The 23,717-nt window shown below is 61.2% G+C and carries 21 protein-coding genes; 9 read left to right on the forward strand and 12 right to left on the reverse strand.

Going from position 1 to position 23,717, the window contains the following annotated elements; genetic code table 11:
• The first annotated feature begins 35 nt into the window (after window positions 1–35).
• From epd to fba, 5 genes are all read left to right on the forward strand, one after another.
• On the forward strand, window positions 36–1,091 hold the full coding sequence (gene epd, locus J1G37_RS05810) for an erythrose-4-phosphate dehydrogenase (protein WP_207040504.1): 1,056 nt from the start codon (window positions 36–38) through the stop codon (window positions 1,089–1,091).
• Between the two features lie 17 nt (window positions 1,092–1,108).
• Window positions 1,109–2,272: a phosphoglycerate kinase gene (locus tag J1G37_RS05815; protein ID WP_207040505.1), complete on the forward strand. Its 1,164-nt coding sequence runs from the start codon at window positions 1,109–1,111 to the stop codon at window positions 2,270–2,272.
• Between the two features lie 29 nt (window positions 2,273–2,301).
• Entirely contained in the window at window positions 2,302–2,529 is a 228-nt protein-coding gene (locus J1G37_RS05820) for a hypothetical protein (RefSeq protein WP_207040506.1), read from the forward strand.
• Window positions 2,530–2,576: 47 nt separating this feature from the next.
• The gene (locus tag J1G37_RS05825) at window positions 2,577–2,912 is read left to right on the forward strand and encodes an MliC family protein (protein ID WP_207040507.1); all 336 of its coding nucleotides are present in this window, start codon (window positions 2,577–2,579) and stop codon (window positions 2,910–2,912) included.
• A gap of 265 nt (window positions 2,913–3,177) precedes the next feature.
• Window positions 3,178–4,242, forward strand: coding sequence for a class II fructose-bisphosphate aldolase (gene fba / locus J1G37_RS05830; protein WP_099585785.1), 1,065 nt, complete (start codon window positions 3,178–3,180; stop codon window positions 4,240–4,242).
• A 104-nt stretch (window positions 4,243–4,346) separates the two neighbouring features.
• Here fba and J1G37_RS05835 read toward each other — a convergent pair whose 3' ends face one another.
• From J1G37_RS05835 to J1G37_RS05850, 3 genes are all read right to left on the reverse strand, one after another.
• On the reverse strand, window positions 4,347–4,685 hold the full coding sequence (locus J1G37_RS05835) for a hypothetical protein (RefSeq protein WP_207040508.1): 339 nt from the start codon (window positions 4,683–4,685) through the stop codon (window positions 4,347–4,349).
• A gap of 228 nt (window positions 4,686–4,913) precedes the next feature.
• A complete protein-coding gene (locus J1G37_RS05840) occupies window positions 4,914–5,207 on the reverse strand; it encodes a fructose-bisphosphate aldolase (protein ID WP_207040509.1) in 294 nt (97 codons plus the stop codon).
• A 468-nt stretch (window positions 5,208–5,675) separates the two neighbouring features.
• Window positions 5,676–6,341 (reverse strand): polysaccharide lyase family 7 protein, encoded by a 666-nt coding sequence (locus J1G37_RS05850; RefSeq protein WP_207040511.1) that lies wholly within the window; start codon window positions 6,339–6,341, stop codon window positions 5,676–5,678.
• Between the two features lie 310 nt (window positions 6,342–6,651).
• On the opposite strand from J1G37_RS05850, the gene J1G37_RS05855 reads away from it, so the two are divergent.
• From J1G37_RS05855 to J1G37_RS05865, 3 genes are read left to right on the forward strand one after another with little or no spacing between them, the layout of a single operon-like run.
• The gene (locus J1G37_RS05855) at window positions 6,652–8,757 is read left to right on the forward strand and encodes an EAL domain-containing protein (RefSeq protein WP_207040512.1); all 2,106 of its coding nucleotides are present in this window, start codon (window positions 6,652–6,654) and stop codon (window positions 8,755–8,757) included.
• Window positions 8,758–8,799: 42 nt separating this feature from the next.
• A complete protein-coding gene (locus J1G37_RS05860; RefSeq protein ID WP_017735682.1) occupies window positions 8,800–9,300 on the forward strand; it encodes a M48 family metallopeptidase in 501 nt (166 codons plus the stop codon).
• A gap of 19 nt (window positions 9,301–9,319) precedes the next feature.
• Window positions 9,320–9,616, forward strand: a complete 297-nt coding sequence (locus J1G37_RS05865) for a winged helix-turn-helix domain-containing protein (RefSeq protein ID WP_207040513.1) — start codon at window positions 9,320–9,322, stop codon at window positions 9,614–9,616.
• Between the two features lie 106 nt (window positions 9,617–9,722).
• Here J1G37_RS05865 and J1G37_RS05870 read toward each other — a convergent pair whose 3' ends face one another.
• Complete coding sequence (locus tag J1G37_RS05870; protein WP_207040514.1) at window positions 9,723–10,175, reverse strand: GNAT family N-acetyltransferase; 453 nt, start codon at window positions 10,173–10,175, stop codon at window positions 9,723–9,725.
• Window positions 10,176–10,352: 177 nt separating this feature from the next.
• Between J1G37_RS05870 and J1G37_RS05875 the strand changes: the two genes are divergently transcribed.
• Complete coding sequence (locus tag J1G37_RS05875; protein WP_207040515.1) at window positions 10,353–11,090, forward strand: transporter substrate-binding domain-containing protein; 738 nt, start codon at window positions 10,353–10,355, stop codon at window positions 11,088–11,090.
• 105 nt (window positions 11,091–11,195) lie between these two features.
• Here the strand turns inward: J1G37_RS05875 and yccS are convergent, their stop codons facing one another.
• The 8 genes from yccS to betA all read right to left on the reverse strand — a co-directional run bounded on the left by yccS (window position 11,196) and on the right by betA (window position 23,578).
• Window positions 11,196–13,379 (reverse strand): YccS family putative transporter, encoded by a 2,184-nt coding sequence (yccS, locus tag J1G37_RS05880; RefSeq protein ID WP_124527225.1) that lies wholly within the window; start codon window positions 13,377–13,379, stop codon window positions 11,196–11,198.
• 205 nt (window positions 13,380–13,584) lie between these two features.
• The gene (locus tag J1G37_RS05885) at window positions 13,585–14,763 is read right to left on the reverse strand and encodes an NAD(P)/FAD-dependent oxidoreductase (protein WP_207040516.1); all 1,179 of its coding nucleotides are present in this window, start codon (window positions 14,761–14,763) and stop codon (window positions 13,585–13,587) included.
• Window positions 14,764–14,906: 143 nt separating this feature from the next.
• Window positions 14,907–16,244: an ATP-dependent RNA helicase DbpA gene (dbpA, locus tag J1G37_RS05890; protein ID WP_235865629.1), complete on the reverse strand. Its 1,338-nt coding sequence runs from the start codon at window positions 16,242–16,244 to the stop codon at window positions 14,907–14,909.
• A 130-nt stretch (window positions 16,245–16,374) separates the two neighbouring features.
• Entirely contained in the window at window positions 16,375–17,802 is a 1,428-nt protein-coding gene (mdtD, locus tag J1G37_RS05895) for a multidrug transporter subunit MdtD (protein WP_017735976.1), read from the reverse strand.
• A 37-nt stretch (window positions 17,803–17,839) separates the two neighbouring features.
• Window positions 17,840–18,688, reverse strand: coding sequence for an alpha/beta hydrolase (locus tag J1G37_RS05900; RefSeq protein WP_207040517.1), 849 nt, complete (start codon window positions 18,686–18,688; stop codon window positions 17,840–17,842).
• 257 nt (window positions 18,689–18,945) lie between these two features.
• On the reverse strand, window positions 18,946–20,262 hold the full coding sequence (locus J1G37_RS05905; protein WP_207040518.1) for a TldD/PmbA family protein: 1,317 nt from the start codon (window positions 20,260–20,262) through the stop codon (window positions 18,946–18,948).
• Entirely contained in the window at window positions 20,262–21,704 is a 1,443-nt protein-coding gene (locus J1G37_RS05910) for a TldD/PmbA family protein (RefSeq protein ID WP_207040519.1), read from the reverse strand. The genes J1G37_RS05905 and J1G37_RS05910 overlap by 1 nt, the downstream gene beginning before the upstream one ends.
• Window positions 21,705–21,883: 179 nt before the next feature.
• Window positions 21,884–23,578, reverse strand: a complete 1,695-nt coding sequence (gene betA / locus J1G37_RS05915) for a choline dehydrogenase (protein WP_207040520.1) — start codon at window positions 23,576–23,578, stop codon at window positions 21,884–21,886.
• Between the last annotated feature and the right edge of the window lie 139 nt (window positions 23,579–23,717).

Consider the following 23,717-nt stretch of genomic DNA (forward strand, 5'->3'; position numbering starts at 1 on the left):
CATTCAGCACCGAACTAACCTTGATCGAGAACCCCATGCCTCAACCGCGTCCCTACAAAGTTGCACTCAACGGCTACGGCCGCATTGGTCGTTGCGTCTTGCGTGCTCTGTTCGAGCGAGGGGCGGCAGCCGGGTTTGAAATTGTCGCGATCAATGATTTGGCCGACATGGCCAGCATCGAATACCTGACACGCTTTGACTCCACCCACGGCCGCTTCCCCGGCGAAGTGCGGGTCGAGGGCGATTGTCTGCATATTAATGGCAACTGCGTGCAGGTCCTGCGCAGTGCCACCCCCGAAGGCATCGACTGGAAAGCACTGGGCGTCGACCTGGTGCTGGAATGTTCCGGTGTCTACCACACCCGTGCCGACGGCCAGCGTTTCCTCGACGCCGGCGCGCCGCGTGTGCTGTTTTCCCAGCCGATGGCCAGCGAGGCGGATGTCGACGCCACCATCGTCTACGGCATCAACCAGGATTGCCTGACCGGCGCCGAGCTGCTGGTGTCCAACGCGTCCTGCACCACCAACTGCAGCGTGCCGTTGTTGCGCCTGCTGGATCAGGCGATCGGCCTGGATTACGTGTCGATCACCACCATTCACTCGGCGATGAACGACCAGCCGGTGATTGACGCCTACCACCACGAAGACCTGCGTCGCACCCGCTCGGCGTTCCAGTCGGTGATTCCGGTGTCTACCGGCCTGGCGCGTGGTATCGAGCGATTGCTGCCGGAACTTGCCGGGCGAATCCAGGCCAAAGCCGTACGGGTGCCGACGGTGAACGTGTCTTGCCTGGACATCACCATGCAGACCGTGAGCGACACCGATGCCGTGGAGGTCAACCGGATCCTGCGCGACGCCGCCACCAGCGGCCCGCTCAAAGGCCTTTTGGCCTACACCGAGTTGCCCCACGCCAGTTGTGATTTCAACCATGACCCGCATTCGGCGATTGTCGATGCCAGCCAGACCCGCGTCTCCGGCCCACGGCTGGTGAACATCCTGGCCTGGTTCGACAACGAATGGGGCTTTGCCAACCGCATGCTGGATGTTGCAGGCCACTATCTGCACATCGCTTCTCAACAACCTCAACAGTAATTCAGGAACTGCGACCCATGACCGTGTTGAAGATGACCGACCTCGATCTGCAAGGTAAGCGCGTACTGATCCGCGAAGACCTCAACGTCCCAGTCAAGGACGGTGTTGTCACCAGCGATGCGCGAATCCTGGCCTCGCTGCCGACCATCAAGCTGGCCCTGGAAAAAGGTGCGGCCGTGATGGTCTGCTCCCACTTGGGTCGCCCGACCGAAGGTGAGTTCTCCGCCGAAAACAGCCTCAAGCCTGTAGCCGATTACCTCAGCAAAGCCCTGGGCCGCGACGTGCCGCTGGTGGCTGACTACCTGGCTGGCGTTGATGTGAAGGCCGGCGACATCGTGCTGTTCGAAAACGTGCGCTTCAACAAGGGCGAGAAAAAGAACAGCGACGAACTGGCCCAGCAATACGCGGCGCTGTGCGACGTGTTTGTGATGGACGCCTTTGGCACCGCGCATCGTGCCGAGGGTTCGACCCATGGCGTGGCCAAGTTTGCCAAGGTGGCCGCTGCTGGCCCGTTGCTGGCGGCTGAACTGGATGCACTGGGCAAGGCCCTGGGCGCGCCGGCGCAACCGATGGCCGCTATCGTTGCCGGTTCCAAGGTGTCCACCAAGCTGGACGTGCTCAACAGCCTGAGCCAGATCTGCAACCAACTGATCGTTGGCGGCGGCATTGCCAACACCTTCCTGGCCGCCGCCGGTCACCCGGTGGGCAAGTCCCTGTACGAGCCGGACCTGCTGGACACCGCCCGCGCCATCGCCGCTAAAGTCAGCGTGCCATTGCCGGTGGACGTGGTCGTCGCCAAGGAATTCGCCGAAAGCGCCGCCGCCACCGTCAAGCTGATCGCTGACGTGGCCGACGACGACATGATCCTGGACATCGGCCCGCAAACCGCAGCCAACTTCGCCGAACTGCTGAAAGCGTCCCAGACCATCCTGTGGAACGGTCCGGTCGGCGTGTTCGAGTTTGACCAGTTCGGCAACGGCACCAAAGTGCTGGCCAAGGCCATTGCTGAAAGCTCGGCGTTCTCGATTGCCGGTGGTGGCGACACCCTGGCGGCCATCGATAAATATGGCGTTGCTGAGCAGATCTCCTACATTTCTACCGGTGGCGGCGCGTTCCTCGAATTCGTCGAGGGCAAAGTGTTGCCGGCCGTTGAAGTGCTGGAAACCCGAGCCAAAGGCTAAAGCGGGTGATGCGGAAAAGGAGCCTTCCCATGATCAAGTCGTTGGCACTGGTGATTGCAGCGGGCCTGTTGGCCGGCTGCGGCAGCACGCCAAATGCGGTGCCCGAGGCCGGAACGCCTGGGGTGCAGCCGAAAAAAAGCTGCTACCAGGCTGACTGGCAAGCCGAGACCATGCCGGTGATCAACAAGCGCATCGGCAATGAGCGGCTAGAGAAATACGACGCCGCGCCCAACGGTCAGGAACAGGGTTGTCCTTGACGGGTCTGATCAACTGGCGGCCACTGGTCGCCTCACGAGGATTGGCAATGAAAGGCGTTTTCGCCCTCGCAGCCCTGGCCCTGTTGGCCGGCTGCAGCAGCATGAACATGTTCAACAGCAAGGCAGAAACTGCCGACAAGTGGACCACCTGGACCTGCGACAGCAAGGCTGAGGTCAACTGGCGCTTTGCCAATGCGGCTAGATCCGAGGTGGATGTACGCCTCGGCGGTTCCGATCAGGTCTACCGCCTGAAACAAGACGTGGCCGCCTCGGGTGTGCTGTACGCCAACGACCAATTGGCGTTTCACACAAAAGGTGAGGAAGGCCTGGTTTACTGGGTGGCCACCGATGATTTGATCGGCCGTGGCTGCAAGGCCCAATAGTGAGATCACTGAAGATCAAATGTGGGAGCGGGCTTGCCCGCGATGGCGGTGGGTCAGTTGGCGAATTCGGCATCTGGTACACCGCCATCGCAGGCAAGCCAGCTCCCACATTGACCCCGTTTCAAATTGAGATGGGTTAAATCCAATCAGCAATAACGATTCAGCAAGCCAGGCATGCAAACCCTGGCCTGCAATAACTTGAATAGCAGCCGCCGCTACGGCAGGCTTGCACGATTAACGACCCTCGACCGGGAGAGACAACACAATGGCACTTATCAGCATGCGTCAAATGCTGGACCACGCAGCCGAGTTCGGCTACGGCGTCCCAGCCTTTAACGTCAACAACCTTGAGCAGATGCGCGCCATCATGGAAGCCGCTGACAAGACCGACTCCCCCGTGATCGTCCAGGCTTCGGCCGGTGCCCGCAAATACGCCGGCGCGCCGTTCCTGCGTCACCTGATCCTCGCGGCTATCGAAGAATTCCCGCACATCCCGGTGTGCATGCACCAGGACCACGGCACCAGCCCTGACGTGTGCCAGCGCTCCATCCAACTGGGCTTCAGCTCGGTGATGATGGACGGTTCCCTCGGCGAAGACGGCAAGACCCCGACCGACTACGAGTACAACGTGCGCGTGACCCAACAAACCGTCGCCCTGGCCCACGCCTGCGGCGTGTCGGTTGAAGGCGAGTTGGGCTGCCTGGGTTCCCTGGAAACCGGCATGGCCGGCGAAGAAGACGGCATCGGCGCCGAAGGCGTGCTGGATCACAGCCAGATGCTGACCGACCCGGAAGAAGCCGCTGACTTCGTCAAGAAGACCCAAGTTGACGCCCTGGCCATCGCCATCGGCACCAGCCACGGCGCCTACAAGTTCACCAAGCCGCCTACCGGCGACGTGCTGGCCATCGACCGCATCAAGGAAATCCACAAACGCATCCCCAACACCCACCTGGTGATGCACGGTTCTTCCTCGGTACCGCAAGAATGGCTGGCGATCATCAACCAGTACGGCGGCGACATCAAAGAAACCTACGGCGTACCGGTTGAAGAAATCGTCGAAGGCATCAAGCACGGCGTGCGCAAGGTCAACATCGACACCGACCTGCGTCTGGCGTCCACCGGTGCGATGCGTCGCCTGATGGCTACCAATCCGAGCGAGTTTGATCCGCGCAAATTCTTCGGCGCTACCGTGACGGCCATGCGTGACGTGTGTATCGCGCGCTACGAAGCCTTCGGCACTGCCGGCAACGCTTCGAAGATCAAGCCGGTCTCGTTGGAAGCGATGTATCAGCGGTATTTGAAAGGTGAGTTGAACGCTAAAGTGAATTAATCTTTAGGGTTTGAATTCCGCTGCAATAAAAACCCGCCGAGAGGCGGGTTTTTGCTGCTCTTCGTAGGAGCGGTGTGGTCATTGCTCGAGTCAATGTCGGGCTTTTAATTTGTTTTCAATAGTTCCATGGTTCCAGCGAGCCCATTAACCCAATAGTTGCCCGTAAGCTTTTGAAAGGGCGTGTTGTTATCGACAGGATTTGAAACCAGTGAAAGTCTATAAGCGATGCTCGCGTTGGGGTCTCCATCTAAGTTGAAACTGGCAGGGCCTCCATTTGCGGCGTTTGCAAACTTATATGTTCCAGTAAGCGAGTAGGCGTTTTTACCGTCATGAAAATCCGCTACTACAGCCCCGCTGCTACTGTTGGCAGCAGTGATTGTAAGTTGTTTGGGGCCGTCGACGCTTCCTCCAACATATGTACCCATAGGGTTTGGCATTGTCATGGTCGTGCTCCTTGCGGCGTAGGGATGTATTGTGGGTTGAGAGTTTAAAATAATTTTATTTGTTCTGGGGCGCAGCTGTTAATTCTGACAGTTTGTTAGGTCTTTTGGATTTATGTGTGCGCAAAAAAAGGAATAAGCCCACTCGGAAAAAGTGTGGAGGTTGATTAAATATTTGGCTTCTAAGAAGAAAGCCCGCAGTAATGCGGGCCTTGTTAACCTGGAATCTAATCAGGCTACTTCGGGCGTATCAAAACCGCGATGTTCGATCACGCGGAACAGATCACTGACGTCCTGCACCAGAATGCGCGCCGTGTTCGTCACATTGTTCAGGTCGCGCTCGGCGAAGTCCGGCAGGCTGGAACAGGCCATCAGGTTGAGGTGTTCGAGGGCGGCGTTGAGGCGTTCGCGCAGGCAGGCGTGGAGGTCCGGCAGTGGGGCGTCGCTGTCGATTAATAAAACGGGGTTGTCGGTAGCGTTTTCGGTGCAGGGGTAAAAGCGGCGGGGCGGACACTGTTGCGTCATGGCAAATACTCCTCGTATCTAGAAGGACTACCGCCGTTCGCTGCGAAACGAATGGGTGGTAGCTGTGTGCGGGTTCGCAGACCGAGGATACGAGGAACCCGGCAGATCCGAAGATCTCCCACACACAGCCACCATAAAACAGACGACGGGCGCCGAAGCGCTCATCGTTGTATTCATGATGCTTGGTTACACACGTATCGTTAGGGCTGCGAAACCCTATCGCCGTTCAATGCCGGCGACGGGGCGAACTATAAGCGTGGCCCTGACTCACTGCAACGGCCCTGTAGGACGCAGAACCCTTGTGGGAGCCGGGCTTGCCCGCGATGGCGGTGGGCCAGTCACCGAAGATGTTGCCTGATACACCGCCATCGCGGGCAAGCCCGGCTCCCACAGGGATCATTGGCGTGTTCAAAAAGGTGATGGATCTCTGGCTCGTTAGGACAAGGCCTACACGATACTGAGCGAGGTTCAGTCGTGATCAATATCCAGCTTGGCAAACGTCACCCGCGCCCCTTCCTTGCTGTTCCCACTGTTGTCCTGTACATACACCCCTGCCTTGAAATACAACGGCTTGGCCCCCCACGCCGCACCAATGCGCTCATTCCACTGCCCATCGGCGGCATACACACTGAGTAGCCCGGCTTTATTCAAATTAATGACGTAGGTAAAGCTTTTCTCCAACGGCACATTGGACGCCACGGTAATCACCCGCCCTTCACCATCATCCGGGCGCATCCTCACCTTGGCGACGATATTGCCGCTCTGGGTCTTCTCCTTGAATTGATACTCCAACTTGATCAGCGGCTTCTGGCTGTCATAGGCATGGATCTGCCCGATCACGACTTTGCCGGAGGACGGCACCTGGTTGACCTCCAACGTGGCCCGCAGGAAGTTGTTTGCATCCGGGTAGGTCCAGTTGCGCAATCGCCCATCGGCGTAGGTCTCACGCAGTTCGCTGCGTGGGTAAATGGCGTTTTCCGTGCGGGTGCCGGTGACGGGGGTCCAGAATTGCACGTTGCTGCCTTCGGCCTGGAAGTATTGGTCGTTGAAGCCGCTGAGCAGCTTCGGCGTGTCGATGGTCGCGGGGGGCGAGCCGACCGGGATGCTGAGATTCCAGGTGGAAAGATCGATCATGGTGTAGGCCTTTTACAGAAGGTGAAGGCTTTGGCCCGTGGGCCAGACGGGTTCTTTATAGGCGGTGGTCCCGCGGTTGTTAAACATTTTCTGACGATTTATTGGCGCCAAATGAATGCCAAAAAGCCATGTTTCCCATGAACCGTGGCCTGTAGGGGTTGACCGTTAGTCGGCTTCCTGAGCTTTGAGCCAATGATGGCACCCACGTCACTTCTGCTTTAATGGAACCGGGTCTAGAGTGAGTCCTCAGGGTTTGTCCGGGTTTTCTCTCAAAAATGACCGGAATGGCTCCTCAAGGAAGAGACGTAGCATGGATTGCGCTCCACACAACGGCGATGGCAGTTCGGTTCTTCTGGTGGTCGATGACTACCCGGAAAACCTCATCAGCATGCGTGCGCTTTTGCAGCGTGAGGATTGGCGGGTAATGACCGCCGCTTCCGGGCTGGAAGCGCTGGAATTGCTGTTGGCCCACGAAGTCGACCTGGTTTTGCTCGATGTACGCATGCCCGGCATGGACGGGTTTGAAGTGGCGCGGCTGATGCGCGGCAGCCAACGCACACGCATGACGCCGATTATCTTCCTCACCGCTCACGCCCAATCGTCCGCCGCCGTACTGGAGGGCTATGCCAGCGGCGCGATCGACTACCTGTTCAAGCCCTTCGATCCGCATATCCTCAAGCCCAAGGTCCAGGCCCTGCTGGAGCACCAACGCAACCGCCGGGCCTTGCAGCGCTTGAGCCACGACCTGGAGTCGGCCCGCGCCTTCAATGCATCGGTGCTGGACAACGCCGCCGAAGGCATCCTGGTGGTGGGCGAGGGCAGCGTGATCCAGTACGCCAACCCGGCGATTTCGCGGCTGCTGAATGCGACGATGGCCGAGTTGCAGGGCGAGAGTTTCTTGAGTTTCCTGCAAAAACCCCATGTGCCCGCCTGGCTGAGCTTCCCGATGTACGAGGCGTATTGCAAAGGCGAGACCTGGCGCCAGCACGACGCCATTTTGCGCACCAGTCGTGGTCAGCAAGTGCCGGTGGCCTTGTCCAGCGCGCCATTGCCCAGCGAGCAGAAGGCCATGGTGGTGACGGTGCTGGACATGTCCGAAGTGCGCCACCTGCACCAGCAACTGGAGTTCCAGGCGGTCACCGACCCGTTGACCGGGCTGCTGAACCGGCGCGGCTTCCACCAGGCGGTGGAGAGCACGCTGTTGCGCAGCGAACGTAACGACCACGCGCTGGTGTTGCTGTACCTGGACCTCGACGGTTTTAAACGGGTCAACGACTCGTTGGGCCATGACGCCGGGGACCGGGTGCTGCGCTGGGTGTCGGAGCAAATGCAGGCGTGCCTGCGTTCCGGTGACATTCTGGGGCGCATGGGCGGGGATGAGTTCACCGCGTTGCTGGAGCTGGAGTTCGCCGAGCAAGCGGCGAAGATTGCGGAAAAACTCATCGAGCGCGTGTCGATCTGCCAACAGATCGAGGGCCTGGACGTGATGCTCGGTGTGAGTATCGGCATCGCCACCTTCCCCGATTGCGGCGCAGACTTGAGCGGCCTGCTGCGGGCAGCGGACATCGCCATGTACGAAGCCAAGCGCGCCGGGCGTCAGCAATATCGTTATTACGACCAGGAAATGAACGGCCGCGCCCGCTCACGCCTGATGCTCGAAGACAGCGTGCGCACGGCCATCGAGAACAAGGACTTCACCTTGGTGTACCAGCCCCAGGTGTCGGTGGAGGATGGGCGCTTGCGTGGCGTCGAAGCGTTGTTGCGCTGGCAGCACCCCAGCGTCGGCGATGTGCCGCCGGGGCTGTTTTTGCCGCTGCTGGAGGAGGCACGCCTGATCAGCCAATTGAGCGCCTGGATCTACCTGCAAGTCGCGGCCCAGCGCCAGGCGTGGCAATCGATCTTCGACCCTGAGTTGGTGTTGAGCGTCAGCCTGAGCAGCAACCAGTTCACTATGCCCAACCTCGCGGCCCAGCTGCAGCAGGTGCTGGAGCGACATGGCTTGCAGGGGCGCCAGTTGGAGGTGGAGATTGGCGAAGACAGCTTGACCAGCAACCTGGAAGAGTCCGCCAAGCAACTCAAGCTGCTGCGCCAGGTGGGGGTGCGGATCGCCCTGGATGATTTCGGCATGGGCCATTGTTCCCTGGCCCATCTGCGGGACCTGGATTTCGACACCCTCAAGCTCGACCCGCAGTTGGTCTCGCGCTTGCCGGGGTCGCCGCGGGATGCGGCGATGGCGCGCAGCATCATCGAACTGTGCGGGCATTTTGATGTGCTGGTGGTCGCCGAAGGCGTGGCGACGCAAGCGCAGGCCGAGTGGCTCAAGGCCAATGGTTGCCCGTTTATCCAGGGGCCGTGGGTGGCGCAGCCGTTGATGGCGCACGAGATCGTGGCCTGGACGCCCCCTCGCCTGGGCTGAATTCGCTACACTGGCGGCCATTCGAACCCTGTTGCAGACCCCATGACCGCGCTGAAATACCTCCAGGCCTATCCCGCCGCTCTCCAGGAGCAAGTGCGCCAATTGATCGCCAAAGACCAGTTGGGCGCCTACCTGGAGCAGCGTTACCCCGAGCGCCACGCCGTGCAAAGTGACAAGGCCCTGTACGCCTACGCGCTGGCCTTGAAGCAGGAACACCTGCGCAACGCGCCGGCCATCGACAAAGTGCTGTTCGATAACCGCCTCGACCTGACCCACCGCGCCCTCGGCCTGCACACCACGATTTCACGGGTGCAGGGCGGTAACCTGAAGTCGAAGAAAGAAATCCGCATTGCCGCGCTGTTCAAGGACGCGGCGCCGGAGTTCCTGCGCATGATCGTGGTACACGAACTGGCGCACTTCAAGGAATCGGACCACAACAAGGCGTTCTATAAACTCTGCGACTACATGATGCCGGGCTACCATCAGGTGGAATTCGACCTGCGGGTGTACCTCACGTATCGCGACCTGCAAGGCAAACCCTGAGCGCACAAGGCGATTGACCATGGATGTGAGCAAGACCAAGAGCAGCTTCTACCGCCGCCTGTATGTGGCGTATCTGATCGACAGCGGCCTGGCCAGCAACGTGCCGGCGCTGACCGACGTGACCGGCATGCCCCGCCGCACGGCGCAGGACACGATTGCGGCGTTGGCCGACTTGGACATCGTGTGTGAATTCGAGCAGGAAGACGGTGCGCGCAACCATGCGGGGCAGTATCGGATTCGCAGCTGGGGGGCGATTGATCGGGGGTGGATTGAGGGGAATCTGGATTCGGTGAAGCAGGTGTTGGGGTATCCCTGAAGTTTTGTGGTGGAGGGGCTGACGCCTTCGCGAGCAAGCCCGCTCCCACATTCTGATTTGTGAATACAGTCAAAATGTGGGAGCTGGCTTGCCTGCGATGGGGCCCTCAGGAGCGCCGCATGCCAATATGTGGAATGTCATCCTCCAGATATTCCTCCCCCGCCACCACAAACCCATACCGCCCGTAATACCCCTGCAAATGCGCCTGGGCCGACAGAAAGATCGGCGTCTCGGGCCAGATATCGGCAATGCGCTTGAGCGTCTCTTCCATCATCTGGTGCCCCAGCCCGGTGCCGCGCGCTACGGGCGCCACGATCACCCGGCCGATCACCACGTCACCGCCCTGGGACTCTGGGTCCAGCAGGCGCAGGTAGGCCACCAGCTCATCATCTTTCCAGGCCATCAGGTGGTGGGTGTCACCGCCCAGGTCCTGCCCGTCGATGTCCTGATAAACGCATTTCTGCTCGACGACAAACACCTCGCCCCGCAGGCGCAGGATGGCGTACAGCTGTTCCTTGCCCAAGTCAGTGTGATGTTTGCAGACCCAATCGACTGTCATGGCGAAATCTCTTATCAGTAGGTGTTCTGGATAGTAAGCGCGGCAGCCGATTGTGTCTAAATCAGCTGTTTTTTGTGAGTGAAATCAAATTGCCATCACTGAGTGCATTCGCCGCCCGTTTCTTTGTGTAATCTTGAGCTACTGTTAGAACCTCTGGGCCCGCCAAGGACGTTGAGCATGCCGCGATTGTTTCGTGCCGTTGCTTTGATTGGAGTGTTGTTGCTGGCCCAGCCGGCGTTTGCCCAGCGTTTACGCCTGGTGGCGGATGCCTGGCCACCCTTTACCGATGCCACTTTGATTAATGGCGGCCTGGCCACTGATATCGTCAGCACCGCCCTGGCCCGCGCGGGTTACGCCAGTGACTTCGAGCAGGTGCCCTGGGCCCGCGCGCTGATGGGCGTGGGCGATGGGCGGTATGACGTGCTGGTCAACGCCTGGTACGACGATGCCCGCACGCAACTGGGGCAGTTTTCCGGCGAATACCTGCTTAACCGCGTGCGTTTTATCAAGCGCCGCGACGATCCCATCGAGTTCAAAGACCTGGCGCAGTTGCACGACTACCCGATTGCGGTGGTGCGTGGTTATGCCTATTCGGCGGCGTTCGACGGCGATGGGCAGTTGCAGAAGGTGCCGGTGCACAACTTCTCCATGGCCGTGCGCATGCTCGCGGCGCAGCGGGTGCGGCTGACGGTGGAGGATGAATATGTGGCGCGGTATTACCTGGCGCGTGAATCGCTCAAGGTGCGCAATGCGGTGGAGTTTCTACCTACGCCGTTGAGTGAAAACAGCCTGCATATTCTGGTGAGCCTGAAAAACCCTGAGCACGCGCAGATCGTGGCTGGGTTTGATCGGGAGATTGCGCGGATGAAGGATGATGGCAGTTATGCGCGGTTGATGAAGGCGCATGGGATGTAGGGCCTGTGCGGGCCCCATCGCGGGCAAGCCCGCTCCCACATTTGGAATGCATTTGTCTGTAGGAATGCGGTCCCCTGTGGGAGCTGGCTTGCCTGCGATAGCAATCTAAGCCTCGCCAGTCTCTTTGATCAAATGCGCAGCCAGAGTCCGCAACGGCCCCAACTGCCGACAAATCAACGCCAACTGCGTCTGCACCAACCGCTGCCCTTCATCAATCTCATCCGGCATCTGCTCCAACTCCGCCGCCAGCGCTTCCTCGGCATCACTCTGAATCGCAATCGGCTGCTTGTTCGCCAGCCCGGTAGCGATTTCATCGATGCTCGCCGCCAACGTATTCCCGGCGCCATCGATCAGATGCTCACGCACCTCCGCCGGCAACTGGGTTTCGCGGTGGGCGCCGAGCCCCGACAAGTAGCTGAGCAAGGTGTGCGACAGCACCAGGAAGCGGAAGCCCACGTCGGCCTCCTTACGGAAGTGCCCCGGCTCCATCAGCATGTTCGCCAGGGTCGTAGACAGCGCCGCGTCGGCGTTGTGCGCGTTGCGCCGCGCCAGGCGGTAGGCGAGGTCGTCGCTTTTGCCGGCGGCGTATTGCTGCATGATCTGGCGCAGGTAGATGCTGTTGCAGGTCAGGGTGTTGGCCAGCACTTTGTTCAGGCGCCGGCCTTGCCAGTCCGGCAGGAACAGGAACACCGCCAGGCCCGCGATCAGGCTGCCGAGCAAGGTATCGAACAAGCGCGGCAGGAACAGCCCGTAGCCATCGCCCACCTGGTTGAAGCAGAACAGCACCATCAGGGTGATCGCCGCCGTGGCCAGGGTGTAGCGGGTGGTGCGGTTGATAAAGAACACCAGGCCGGCGGCGATGGCGAACATCGACTGCACCAAGGGGCTCGGGAACAGATCGAACAGCGCCCAGGCCACGGTCAGGCCGATGGCCGTGCCGATGATCCGCTGGCCGAGCTTGCGCCGCGTGGCGCCGTAGTTCGGCTGGCACACAAACAACGTGGTGAGGATGATCCAGTAGCCCTGGGACGCGTGGATCGCATGCAACATGCCGTAGCCGACGGTCAACGCCAGGGACAGGCGCAGCGCATGCCGGAACAGTAGCGACGTCGGCGTCATCTGCGTGCGCAGGCGCGTCCACATTTCCTTGAGGTTGCGCGGGGCGCGGTCCAGCAGGTTGCTGTCGGTGGCATCCGCCAGGCGGTCGGGGTTGCTGGCATCGCCCAGCAGGCGGTCGAGGGTGGACAGGTTGGCCGCCAGCGCGCGCAGCGAACGTAGCAGCCCGCGCCACGCCGGGTTGCTCTGGATGCGCAGGTGTTCCAGCGAGGCGTTCAAGTCGCCCAAGGCTTCGGCGAAACTGTCGTCATAGATGAACGGCTGACGCAACTGGATCGACTCGGCCAGGGTTTGGCAGGCCTTGCCCTGCTGGCGCAGCAGGCGCTGGCAGCGGAACAGCACGTCGCTGTGGAAGAAGGCTTCGGCCAGGGCATTGTAAGGGTAGTGCGATGAGCTGGCGCGTTCGTGGATGTCCTGGGCGAGGAAGTACAGCTTGAGGTAGCGGCTTACTTTCGAACCCGGTCGACCATTGCCCACGCGGTGCAGGATGATTTCCTTCGCGGCATTCAGCGCGGCGACCACCCGGCCGTTTTGCTGGGCCAGTTCCAGGCGGCGCGCTTCCACATCCAGCTGGCGGATCGGTTCGAACAGCGACGACTTGAGCTTGAGGTAGCGCCCCAATTCGCGGAACAAGCGCGCCAGGCTCTGTTGCACCGGCTGGTTGGAAAACAGCGCCTGCCACAGCACCGACAGCGCGCCATACCACGCCGCACCGGCCACCAGCAGCAGCGGCTCATGCCAGAAATCCGAGACCGCGCCACCGCGCTGGTCCACGCCGATCATGGTGTACACCGAGAGGATCAACGTCGCCGAGGCAATCGCGCCATAACGTTCGCCGAGGGCGCCAAGCATGGTCAGGCAGAAGGTGGCCAGGGCCAGGGAAATCGCGAAGATCCACGGGTAGGGGAACAACAGCTCCACCGACAGTGCGGCAATGCTGAAACACACCAGCGTCACCGCCAGGGCGTTGAGGCGGCCTTGCCAACTGTCATCGGTCTCGGCCAGGGCGCTGGCGATAATCCCCAGGAACAGCGGGATCAGCAGCGTCATCTCATCCTGATACCAGCACAGCGCCATGCTGCCGGTGAGGGCGATGAATACCCGGATGCTGTAGCTGAATTTATCCAGCGCCCAGAGACGGCGCAGGGACTGCTTGAACGAGGTCGATGACATGAAGGCTGGAGTCTTCCGGGACGATGCCGTTAAGTTGGCGCATCAGTGACGCCACGGCAAGGGTCACGATCACATCTGCTGGCAATTATTTCAGCAACACCACATAACAATGTGGGAGCTGGCTTGCCTGCGATAGCGGCGGTGAATTCACCACAGCCATCGCAGGCAAGCCAGCTCCCACAGTTTGACCGAGTACAGTCTTTGGTCAGGCGTATTGCGCGGCGGCATAGCCCGAGGCCCACGCCCACTGGAAGTTGAACCCCCCCAGGTGGCCGGTCACATCCAACACCTCACCAATAAAGTACAAACCCGGGCTTTTCAGGGATTCCATGGTCTTGGACGACACTTCCCGCGTATCCACCCCACCCAACGTCACTTCGGCCGTGCGATAACCCTCGGTCCCGGCCGGCACCAACTGCCAGTTGCCGAGCTTCTGCGCGATCTCGGCGATTTCCGCATGGGTGTACTGCTTCATCGGCTTGGACGCAAACCAGCTTTCCGCCAGCAGGTTGGCCATCTTCTTGGTGAAGATTTCCCCCAGCAGGGTTTTCAGCTCGCTGTTCGGGCGCTCGGCCTGTTGCGCTTGCAGCCACTCGTGGGCGTCGTGGTCGGGCAGCAGGTTGATCTCCACTGTGTCGCCGGACTCCCAGTACGAAGAGATCTGCAAGATCGCCGGTCCGCTCAAACCCCGGTGGGTAAACAGGATGTTCTCGCGAAAGCTCTGGTCGTTGCAGCTCACCAGGCAATCCACCGAGGTGCCGCTCAACTCGCCACACAAATCCTTGAGCTGGTCGGTAATGGTGAACGGCACAAGACCGGCGCGGGTCGGCAGCAGTTCGTGGCCGAACTGCTTGGCCACTTGATAACCAAAACCGGTGGCGCCCAGTGTCGGAATCGACAGCCCGCCAGTGGCGATCACCAGGGATTCGCAGCGCAGTTCACCCAAGGTGGTCTGCAACTGGTAGCCGCCTTCGACCTTGGCGATCTCCTCGATGGAAGTGTCCAGGTGCATGCTGACGCCGACTTGAATGCACTCATCGAGCAACATGCCGAGGATGTCGCTGGATTTGTTATCGCAGAACAGCTGGCCGAGTTTCTTCTCGTGGTACGGCACGCCGTGCTTGGCCACCAGCGCGATGAAGTCCCACTGGGTATAACGCGCCAGGGCGGACTTGCAGAAGTGCGCGTTGTGCGAGAGGAAGTTGGCAGGTTCGGTGTACATGTTGGTGAAATTGCAGCGGCCACCGCCGGACATCAGGATCTTCTTGCCGGCCTTGTTCGCGTGGTCGATCAACATCACCTTGCGCCCACGCCCGGCGGCGGTCAGTGCGCACATCAAGCCTGCGGCGCCGGCGCCAATGATCACAACTTCGGTCGAGCGCAAAACGGTGTCCTCACAAAATACTTGCCTTGGAATGCAATTAAAAATGTGGGAGCTGGCTTGCCTGCGATGGCGGCGGTGAATTCACCATCGCTATCGCGGGCAAGCCCGCTCCCACAGTTTGATCTCTGTATGGCTTGAGCGCTTTACAGGATCCGCACGCGCAACGAGCGGCCCTTGATCTTGCCGTCATTCAAACGCTGCAACGCCTGCTTGGCGATCCCGCGTTCCACGGCCACAAACGCCTGGAAGTCAAAGATCGCAATCTTGCCCACCTGCGCCCCCGGAATCCCGGCTTCACCGGTCAGTGCACCGAGGATGTCACCCGGACGCACTTTGTCTTTACGCCCGGCAGCAATGCACAGAGTGCTCATCACCGGCAGCAACGGACCACCGCTTTGCGGCTTGAGGTTGTCCAGTTGGTCCCAGTTCAGCGGCGACTTCTGCAGTTGCTCGATGGCCTGGGCGCGGTGCGCTTCGGACGGTGCAACCAGGCTGATGGCAATCCCGGTCTCACCGGCACGGCCAGTACGACCCACGCGGTGGATGTGGATTTCCGAGTCACGGGCCAGTTCGACGTTGATCACCATGTCCAGCGCGTCAATGTCCAGACCGCGTGCCGCTACGTCGGTCGCAACCAGCACCGAAGTACTGCGGTTGGCGAACATCGCCAGCACCTGGTCGCGGTCGCGCTGTTCCAGGTCGCCATGCAGGCCCACGGCAGAAATGCCCTTGGCCGTCAGGTGATCCACGGTTTCCTGCACTTGCTGCTTGGTAAAGCAGAATGCCACGCACGACGCCGGGCGGAAGTGCGCCAGGACCTTGGTCACGGCGTCCATGCGCTCTTCCGGCGAGATCTCGTAGAAACGCTGCTCGATCTGGTCGTCGGAGTGGAACGCCTCGGCCTTCACTTGCTGCGGCGCGCGCATGAACTTGGAGGCCAGCTGCTTGATGCTCACCGGGTAGGTGGCCGAGAACAGCAGGGTCTGGCGGCGTGGCGGGGTCTTGCTGATGATGTCTTCGATGGCGTCGTAGAAGCCCATGTCGAGCATGCGGTCGGCTTCGTCGAGGATCAGCGTGTTCAAGCCGTCCAGTACCAGCGAGCCTTTACGCAGATGCTGCTGGATGCGGCCCGGGGTGCCGACGATGACGTGGGCGCCGTGCTCCAGCGAGGCGATCTGCGGGCCGAGGGACACGCCGCCGCACAGGGTCAGGACCTTGATGTTGTCTTCGGCACGGGCCAGGCGGCGGATTTCCTTGGCGACCTGGTCGGCCAGCTCACGGGTCGGGCACATCACCAGGGCTTGGCAGCCGAAATAGCGTGGGTTGATCGGGTTCAACAGGCCGATGCCGAAGGCGGCGGTCTTGCCGCTGCCGGTCTTGGCCTGGGCGATCAGGTCCAGCCCCTTGAGGATCACCGGCAAGCTTTGCGCCTGGATCTGCGTCATCTCGACATAACCCAGCGAGTCGAGGTTAGCCAACATGGCGGCGGACAGCGGCAAAGTATTAAAAGCGGTGGCGATGGTGGTCACGGGGCTGGCTCTGCAAAACAAAATGTCGCGCAGTGTACCAGCCCTGTGGGATTTTCCCCGCAAGTTCTAGACGAGAAGCCGCTTAATGCTCGATGTGCTGCTCCGGGCTGGCCTGCCGTTTGCCGTCTTTTGGCGACAATTGCAGGAAGATCGCCGCCGCGAGCATGGCCATGATGCCCACGGTGAGGAAAGTCAGTTGGAACGCACCGAGCACACTTTCCACGCCGTCGTTACCCGTTTCAGCAGTAAACCCGCCGAGCAACGCACCGGCACACGCTACCCCAAGGCTCAGGGACAATTGCGCCACCACCGACAGCAGGCTGTTGCCGCTGCTGGCCTGGGCATCGTCGAGGTCGATCAGGGTCACGGTGTTCATCGCGGTGAATTGCAGCGAGTTGATCGCCCCCAGCACCGCCAACATGCCCAGCAGCAGCGGGTAGGGCGTGTGTTCCGTGACCAGGCCCATGCTCGCCAGCATGATGCCCAGCGCCAGGGTGTTGCCGGTGAGCACGATGCGGTAGCCCAAACGCTCGATCAACGGCCGCGCGATGGACTTGGCAAACATCGCCGCGGCCGCCAGCGGCAGCATGCTCATTCCCGCTTCCGACGGTGAATAACCCAGCGCCACCTGCAACAGCAACGGCACCAGGAACGGCAACGCGCCGCTGCCCAGGCGCGCAAACAGGTTGCCGAGGATGCCCACGGCAAAGGTGCGGGTCTTGAACAGCACCGGCGAAAACAGCGGGTTATCGATATGCCCGGCGCGCAGCCAGTACGCCGCCAGGCACGCCAGCCCGCCGAACAGCAGCAACATCACCCGCAGGTGCGGCAGGTGCAGTTCGCCCAGGCCTTCCATGGCGATGGTGATCAGCACCATCGCCGCGCCAAACAGCAAGAAGCCGATCCCGTCGAAGCGCGTGCGCTCGCTGCCGCGCAGGTCGGGGATGAACTTCCACACGGCGTAGCAGCCGATCATGCCCACCGGCAGGTTGATCAAAAAGATCCAGTGCCACGTCAGGTACTGCACCATCCAGCCGCCCATGGTCGGGCCGAGCAACGGGCCGAGCAGGCCGGGGATGGTGATGAAGCCCATGATCCGTACCAGCTCGGAACGCGGGTAAGCACGCAGCACCACCAGCCGCCCCACCGGCAGCATCAGCGCACCGCCCAGGCCCTGGATCACCCGCGCGCCGATCAGCATGCTCAGGCTGCTGGACAAGGCGCACAGCAGCGAACCAATGCTGAACAGCATGATCGCGCCAAAGAAGATTTTCTTGGTGCCGAAGCGGTCGGCGATCCAGCCCGACGCGGGGATCAGCAAGGCCACGGTGAGCATGTAGGCAATCACCACGCCTTGCATGCGCAGCGGGTTTTCCGCGAGGTCGCGGGCCATGGCCGGTAACGCGGTGTTCAGAATCGTCCCGTCCAGCGACTGCATGAAGAAGGCAATCGCCACCACCCAGGGGAGCCAGCGGGCGGTCTTGGCATCGAGCGGGACGCGATTCGGCATAGAAAACCCTTTTTGTTAGCAGGCTATGTGTCGGCGATTATGCGCCATCCGTCGCGCCTTTTCCCACCAGGAAATCCAGCAGTTCACGGTGCACCGCCGTGGCGGCTTCGCTGGATTCGAGGTCGAGCAAGTGGCCGGTATGCTCGGCCACGGCAAAGCTACTGCGCCCTACATACTCCTTGAACAACTGGGCTTCAGCGGCTGGCGTGTATTCGTCCAAGGTGCCGTTAATAAAGTGCACCGGTGTTTCAATCTGCTTGAGTGCGGGCAGGTAATTGCCATCGCCCAAGGCCAGCACTTGATGGATATGAAAGCGTGCCTGGCGGTATTCGGTGGTGGCCATTGTGGACAGGTGCCGATGGTTGTTGCGCTTGAGCCGGGGCGACAGGTATTTGCCTACGGTTTCATTGAGCAGATGGCCGACCGCCGATTTGTCATCCGCCTCGATCAATACCCGCACGCGCTCCACGTAGTCGAGCATGGCCTGGTTGAGGTTGGGCGCCAGGGCCATCACCACCGAGCTTTGGATCGACGGCGGGTTGTGGGCCAGGGTCAGCAGCGTGGAGATGCCGCCCCACGAGGCCGACACCAGATGGTTGACCTCGAAACGTTCCACCAAGGCGCGCAGCATCTGCACTTCATCGTCCTTGGTTACCAGGTCCAGGTCAGTGTTGTGCTCGCGGGAATAGCCGGAGAAGGGCAGGTCGAAGAGCAACACATTGAAATGCTCGGCCAGGCACTTGCTGGTGCGGGCGAACGAGCGGGTGGTGGACAGCGCGCCATTGACCATCAGCACAGTGTTTTTTTGCGGGTCGTCGCCCAGTTGCTCGACGTGGACGTTGTAGTGCTTGAACAGCTTGTTGATGACGAAACTTCCGTGGTCCATGTCAACGCTCACTTCCTGTGGGTGGCGGTATGCCACTAACCGTTATAGCGAGGTTTTTTGCAGGGGACAACAGAGCACGGGGGAACAAGTGCGAGATGGGAATTCACGGTAGGAATATGGGAATAAAGTGGCCTGAAAACACCGCAAAACAGTGTGGGAGCTGGCTTGCCTGCGATAGCGGTGTATCAGTCGCCGGATGAGTTGACTGATACACCGCTATCGCGGGCAAGCCCGCTCCCACAGGGGATCTGCTGTGTTTAGAGGGTCAGTGTCAGGCGGTTTACCAAGGCGCCGGGAAGAAGGTTGGAGGAAGTGTTGCGCTGGTCGTACGTACTCGCCGACAACAACAACTCCCGCTCCACCGTCAGCGCTTCCAACTGCGACCCCAGCAAGCTGTACACACTGTCATCAAAGCGCATCGTACTCACCGGCGCCTTGATCTCGCCGTCTTCCACCCAAAACGTGGCAAAGCGCGTCATGCCGGTGAGGCGTGCGGCCGGGAGGTCGGAGTAGTTCAGGTACCACAGGTTGCTGATGTACAACCCGGTGCACAACTGCTTGAGGATGTCGGCCTGGGCCAGGCTGCCCGCCGCCATCTGCAAGGCGCTGGGCGCTTCGTCACTGCTCGCGCCGTTGGTGCTCAGGTCATATTCGGCGGCGCTGCGGGAGTTGATCAATTCGCCTGCGGCCTTGCCGGCATCGATCAGCGTCACGTCGCCGCGCGGGTAGCCTTCGCTGGAAAACGCTTCGCTCAGGGAGCCGCTGACTTGCTCGCTCACTGTCACCAGCGGGCTCAGGGACTGTTCGCCGGCATACAGCTTTTGCAGCGAACTGCTTTTGCTGGCGATGGCCTGGGCGGAAAAACCACCCCAGGTGATGAGGTCGATGATTTCTTCCAGCGCCGCCGGGGCGAGGTAGGCACGGTACTGTCCCGGCGCCAGTTTGTGCAGCGGGCGGCCGAGGAATTCGAGCTGCTCGCGGGCTTGCTGGAAGCGCGCGGCAAATTCGCTGCTGTCCCAGGTGTGCCCGGCGTAGCTGGCCTTGACCGCTTCGCCGTTGGCGTGGAACAGGCTGAAATCGAAGTTGAAACTATTGGCCTGATGCCAGCCGAAGGCACCCGATGAACTGGCGAAGCCCCGGCTGATCGGGCCGGCGGCATAGAAACCGACCAGATCGACGCCCTCTGCGGCGCGGCTGATGTCCTCCAGCACCTGGGCCAGCTCCGGCAACGGCTGGGCCTGTTCGTTGCTGCTTTGCCAGGCGTTGTGGTTGAGCAGCAGGTACGGGTCTTGTGGCAGCAGCGGCAAGGTCTCGCGCAACTGTTGCAGGCCATCGGCGAGGCGTTGGCGATCCAGTGCCGGTTCGCCGGCCAGGGTGATGCCGAGGTCGGCGTGGCGCCCGTCGTTGATCAGCTTGAGGTGGACGCTGGCCTGCTGCACTTGCCCGGCCTGGCGCACCTTGGCGTGGTTGAAACGCACGAACTCGGACGCTTCTGCGGCGTAACCCAGGTGAAATTGTTCGTTGTCGGTGATGGCTTGCTTGAGCCAATCCACCAGTGACTTGAAGTTGTCCATCAGGCATCCCCCCCAAATACATCGACGTTGCTGAACACACACGCAGGCGAGGCATGCCCCACGCGGATCACCTGGTTGGGTTCGCCTTTGCCGCAGTTCGGCGTGCCCAATACCTTGAAGGTGCTGGCATCGCCGACGGCGCTGAGGTTGCGCCAGAACTGCGCGGAAATCGCCCGGTAGTTGGGGTTTTTCACCACGCCTTTGAGCTCGCCGTTTTCGATCAACTGGCCCCACTCGCAGCCGAACTGGAATTTATTGCGCGCGTCATCAATGGACCACGAGCGGTTGGTGGACATCAGGATGCCGTTTTCAATGCCGCCGACCAACTGTTCGAAGCTCTGGTCGCCGGCTTCGATATTCAGGTTGGCCATGCGGTCGATGGGCGCGCGGTTCCAGCTGCTGGCGCGGCTGTTGGCGACGCCGCCCATGCCCGAGCGGAATTGCGACAACGCGCCGCCCAACGGCTTGAGCAACAGCCCTTCGCGAATCAGGAACTGTTTGCTGGCGGCAGTGCCGTCGTCGTCATGGCCGTAGCTGGCGAGTTGTTCGGGGATCTCTGGGTCGAAGGTCACGTTGAGCAGCTTTGAGCCGTATTGCAGCTGGCCGAAGTCGCTGGCTTTGACAAAACTGGTGCCGGCGTAATTGCGCTCGTCGCCGAGGATACGGTCCAGCTCCAGCGGATGGCCGATGGATTCGTGGATCTGCAGGATCATCTGGTCGGGCATCAGCAACAAGTCACGCGGACCGTTGGGGGTGTTCGGCGCCAGCAGCAGTTGCAGGGCTTCGTCGGCAATGCGCGGCGCGGCGCCGGCCAGGCCGAAGCGGCTGATCACGCCAAAGCCGCCTTGCTGGCCGAAGTTGCTGCCGCCGAGGGTGCGGGTCTGGCTGTCATTGCCGTCGTAGGCGGTGACGTTGACGCCGGGGAAGACAAAGCGCTGGGCCTGGCGCAGTTCGGCGCCGGCACTGTTGAGGTAGATCTGCTCGACGTGGGTCAGGCCCAGGCTGACTTCCCAGTTCACCAGGCGCTCGTCCGCTGGCACGGCGGCCGACTCGTCGCCCAGCAGCTGGTAGCAATCGCTCAGGGACGGGAAGGCTTGCTCAAGATCGGGGGACAGGTAATCAGCCACATCACTGGACACCGGCTGGTCGCGCAGGTCGAGCAGGGCGTGGGGCTTGATCAATTGAGCTTGTTGCTCGGCGCGCTCAAGGGCGGCTTGCAGGCCGGCGAGGGAAATATCGTTGGTGGCGGCGTAGGCTTCCACACCGTTGAGACGCACGGTGAGCATGGCGCCTTCGTCGTGGTTCAGGTGCGGCGGTTCGGCGACGTTCTTGCGCACGGCCAGGTAGTGGCCGGATTCGCGCACGTAGCGCAGGGAGAAGAATTCGGCGCGGGTGCGCAGGGCACTGAAGTGTTTTTTGAGTGTGGCGTGGTGATCGAACATGGGGCCTTCCTTGTGGGCGGCTCGTCGCGGGCAGGCGGACAGAGTAGCTGATCAAGGAGGGGTTTTGCATTGGCTGGTCGGGCCTCATCGCGGGCAAGCCCGCTCCCACATTTGAATGTGTTCACAAATCAAAGTGTGGGAGCTGGCTTGCCTGCGATACAGGCGCCGCGTTGTATCAGTTACTGCGCAATTTCACGCATCGGCTTGCCACGCACCGGCGCATCGCCGGCCACGTAGTAGTCGGCAGTGCTGCGCGGCAGCGGCTGGCGGCCACGGATCTTGTCGGCGATTTTCTCGGCGATCATGATCGTCGGCGCGTTCAGGTTGCCGGTGGTGATGATCGGCATGATCGACGCATCGACAACGCGCAGGCCTTGCAGGCCATGCACGCGGCCTTCGCTGTCCACTACCGCCATGTCGTCGGTGCCCATCTTGCACGAGCAGGACGGGTGGAACGCGGTTTCGGCGTGTTCACGGATGAACGTGTCGAGTTGCTCGTCGGTTTGCACGTCGATGCCCGGGCTGATTTCGCGGCCACGGTATTGGTCCAGCGCCGGCTGTTGCATGATTTCCCGGGTCAGGCGGATGCCGTCGCGGAATTCCTGCCAGTCTTGCTCGGTGGCCATGTAGTTGAAGAGGATGCTCGGGTAGTCCCGTGGGTTCTTCGACTTCAGCTGGATGCGACCACGGCTTGGCGAACGCATGGAACCCATGTGCGCCTGGAAACCGTGCTCTTTCACACCGTTGCTGCCGTTGTAGTTAATTGCGACCGGCAGGAAGTGGTACTGGATGTTCGGCCATTCGAATTCTTCACGGGTACGGATAAAGCCGCCCGCTTCGAACTGGTTGCTGGCGCCGATGCCGGTGCCGTTGAACAGCCATTCGGCACCGATGGCCGGCTGGTTGTACCAGAGCAGCGACGGGTACAGCGACACCGGTTGGGTGCAGGCGTATTGCAGGTACAACTCAAGGTGGTCCTGCAGGTTTTCGCCGACGCCGGGCAGGTCGTGGACCACCGGGATGTCGAGGTTTTCCAGCAGTTCGGCCGGGCCGACGCCGGAGCGTTGCAGCAGTTGCGGCGAACCGATGGCGCCACTGCACACGATCACTTCTTTGCGTGCACGGGCTTCCACGCGCTCTTCAGCCGCGCCGATCAGGTAGCGCACGCCAACGGCACGCTTGCCTTCAAACAGCACTTTGTCGCTGAGGGCGTGGGTGACGATGGTCAGTGTGGAGCGCTTCTTGGCCGTGTCCAGGTAACCGCGTGCGGTGCTGGCGCGGCGGCCTTTCGGCGTGACGGTACGGTCCATCGGGCCGAAGCCTTCTTGCTGGTAGCCGTTCAAGTCCACGGTGCGCGGGTAACCGGCCTGTACGCCGGCTTCAACCATGGCGTGGAACAGCGGGTTGTTGCCGGCTTTTGGCGTGGTCACGCTGACCGGGCCATCGCCGCCGTGCCAATCGTTGGGGCCGATGTCGCGGGTTTCCGCTTTGCGGAAGTACGGCAGGCAGTCGAGGTAGGTCCAGTTTTCCAGCCCCGGCAGTTTCGCCCAGCCGTCGTAGTCCATCGCGTTGCCACGGATGTAGCACATGCCGTTGATCAGCGAGGAACCGCCCAGGCCCTTGCCGCGCCCACATTCCATGCGGCGGCCGTCCATGTGTGGCTCTGGATCGGTTTCGTAGGCCCAGTTGTAGCGGCGGCCTTGCAGCGGGAACGCCAGTGCCGCCGGCATTTGCGTGCGGAAGTCGAAACGGTAGTCGGGGCCGCCGGCTTCCAGCAGCAGGACGGTGACGCCTTCGTCTTCGGTGAGACGGGTCGCCAGGGTGTTACCGGCGGAGCCGGCACCCACGATGATGTAGTCGTATTCTTGGGACATAAATGCACCCTCTTTGGAGATGGTCAGGACAGGCGAGTGCTTCGCACTCATCGCAGGCAAGCCAGCTCCCACATTTGATCGGGTTCACACAGTCAAAATGTGGGAGCGGGCTTGCCCGCGAAGGCGGCCTCGCGGGCAA

Source organism: Pseudomonas sp. Marseille-Q1929, from assembly GCF_017316265.1.
Taxonomy (GTDB): Bacteria; Pseudomonadota; Gammaproteobacteria; order Pseudomonadales; family Pseudomonadaceae; genus Aquipseudomonas.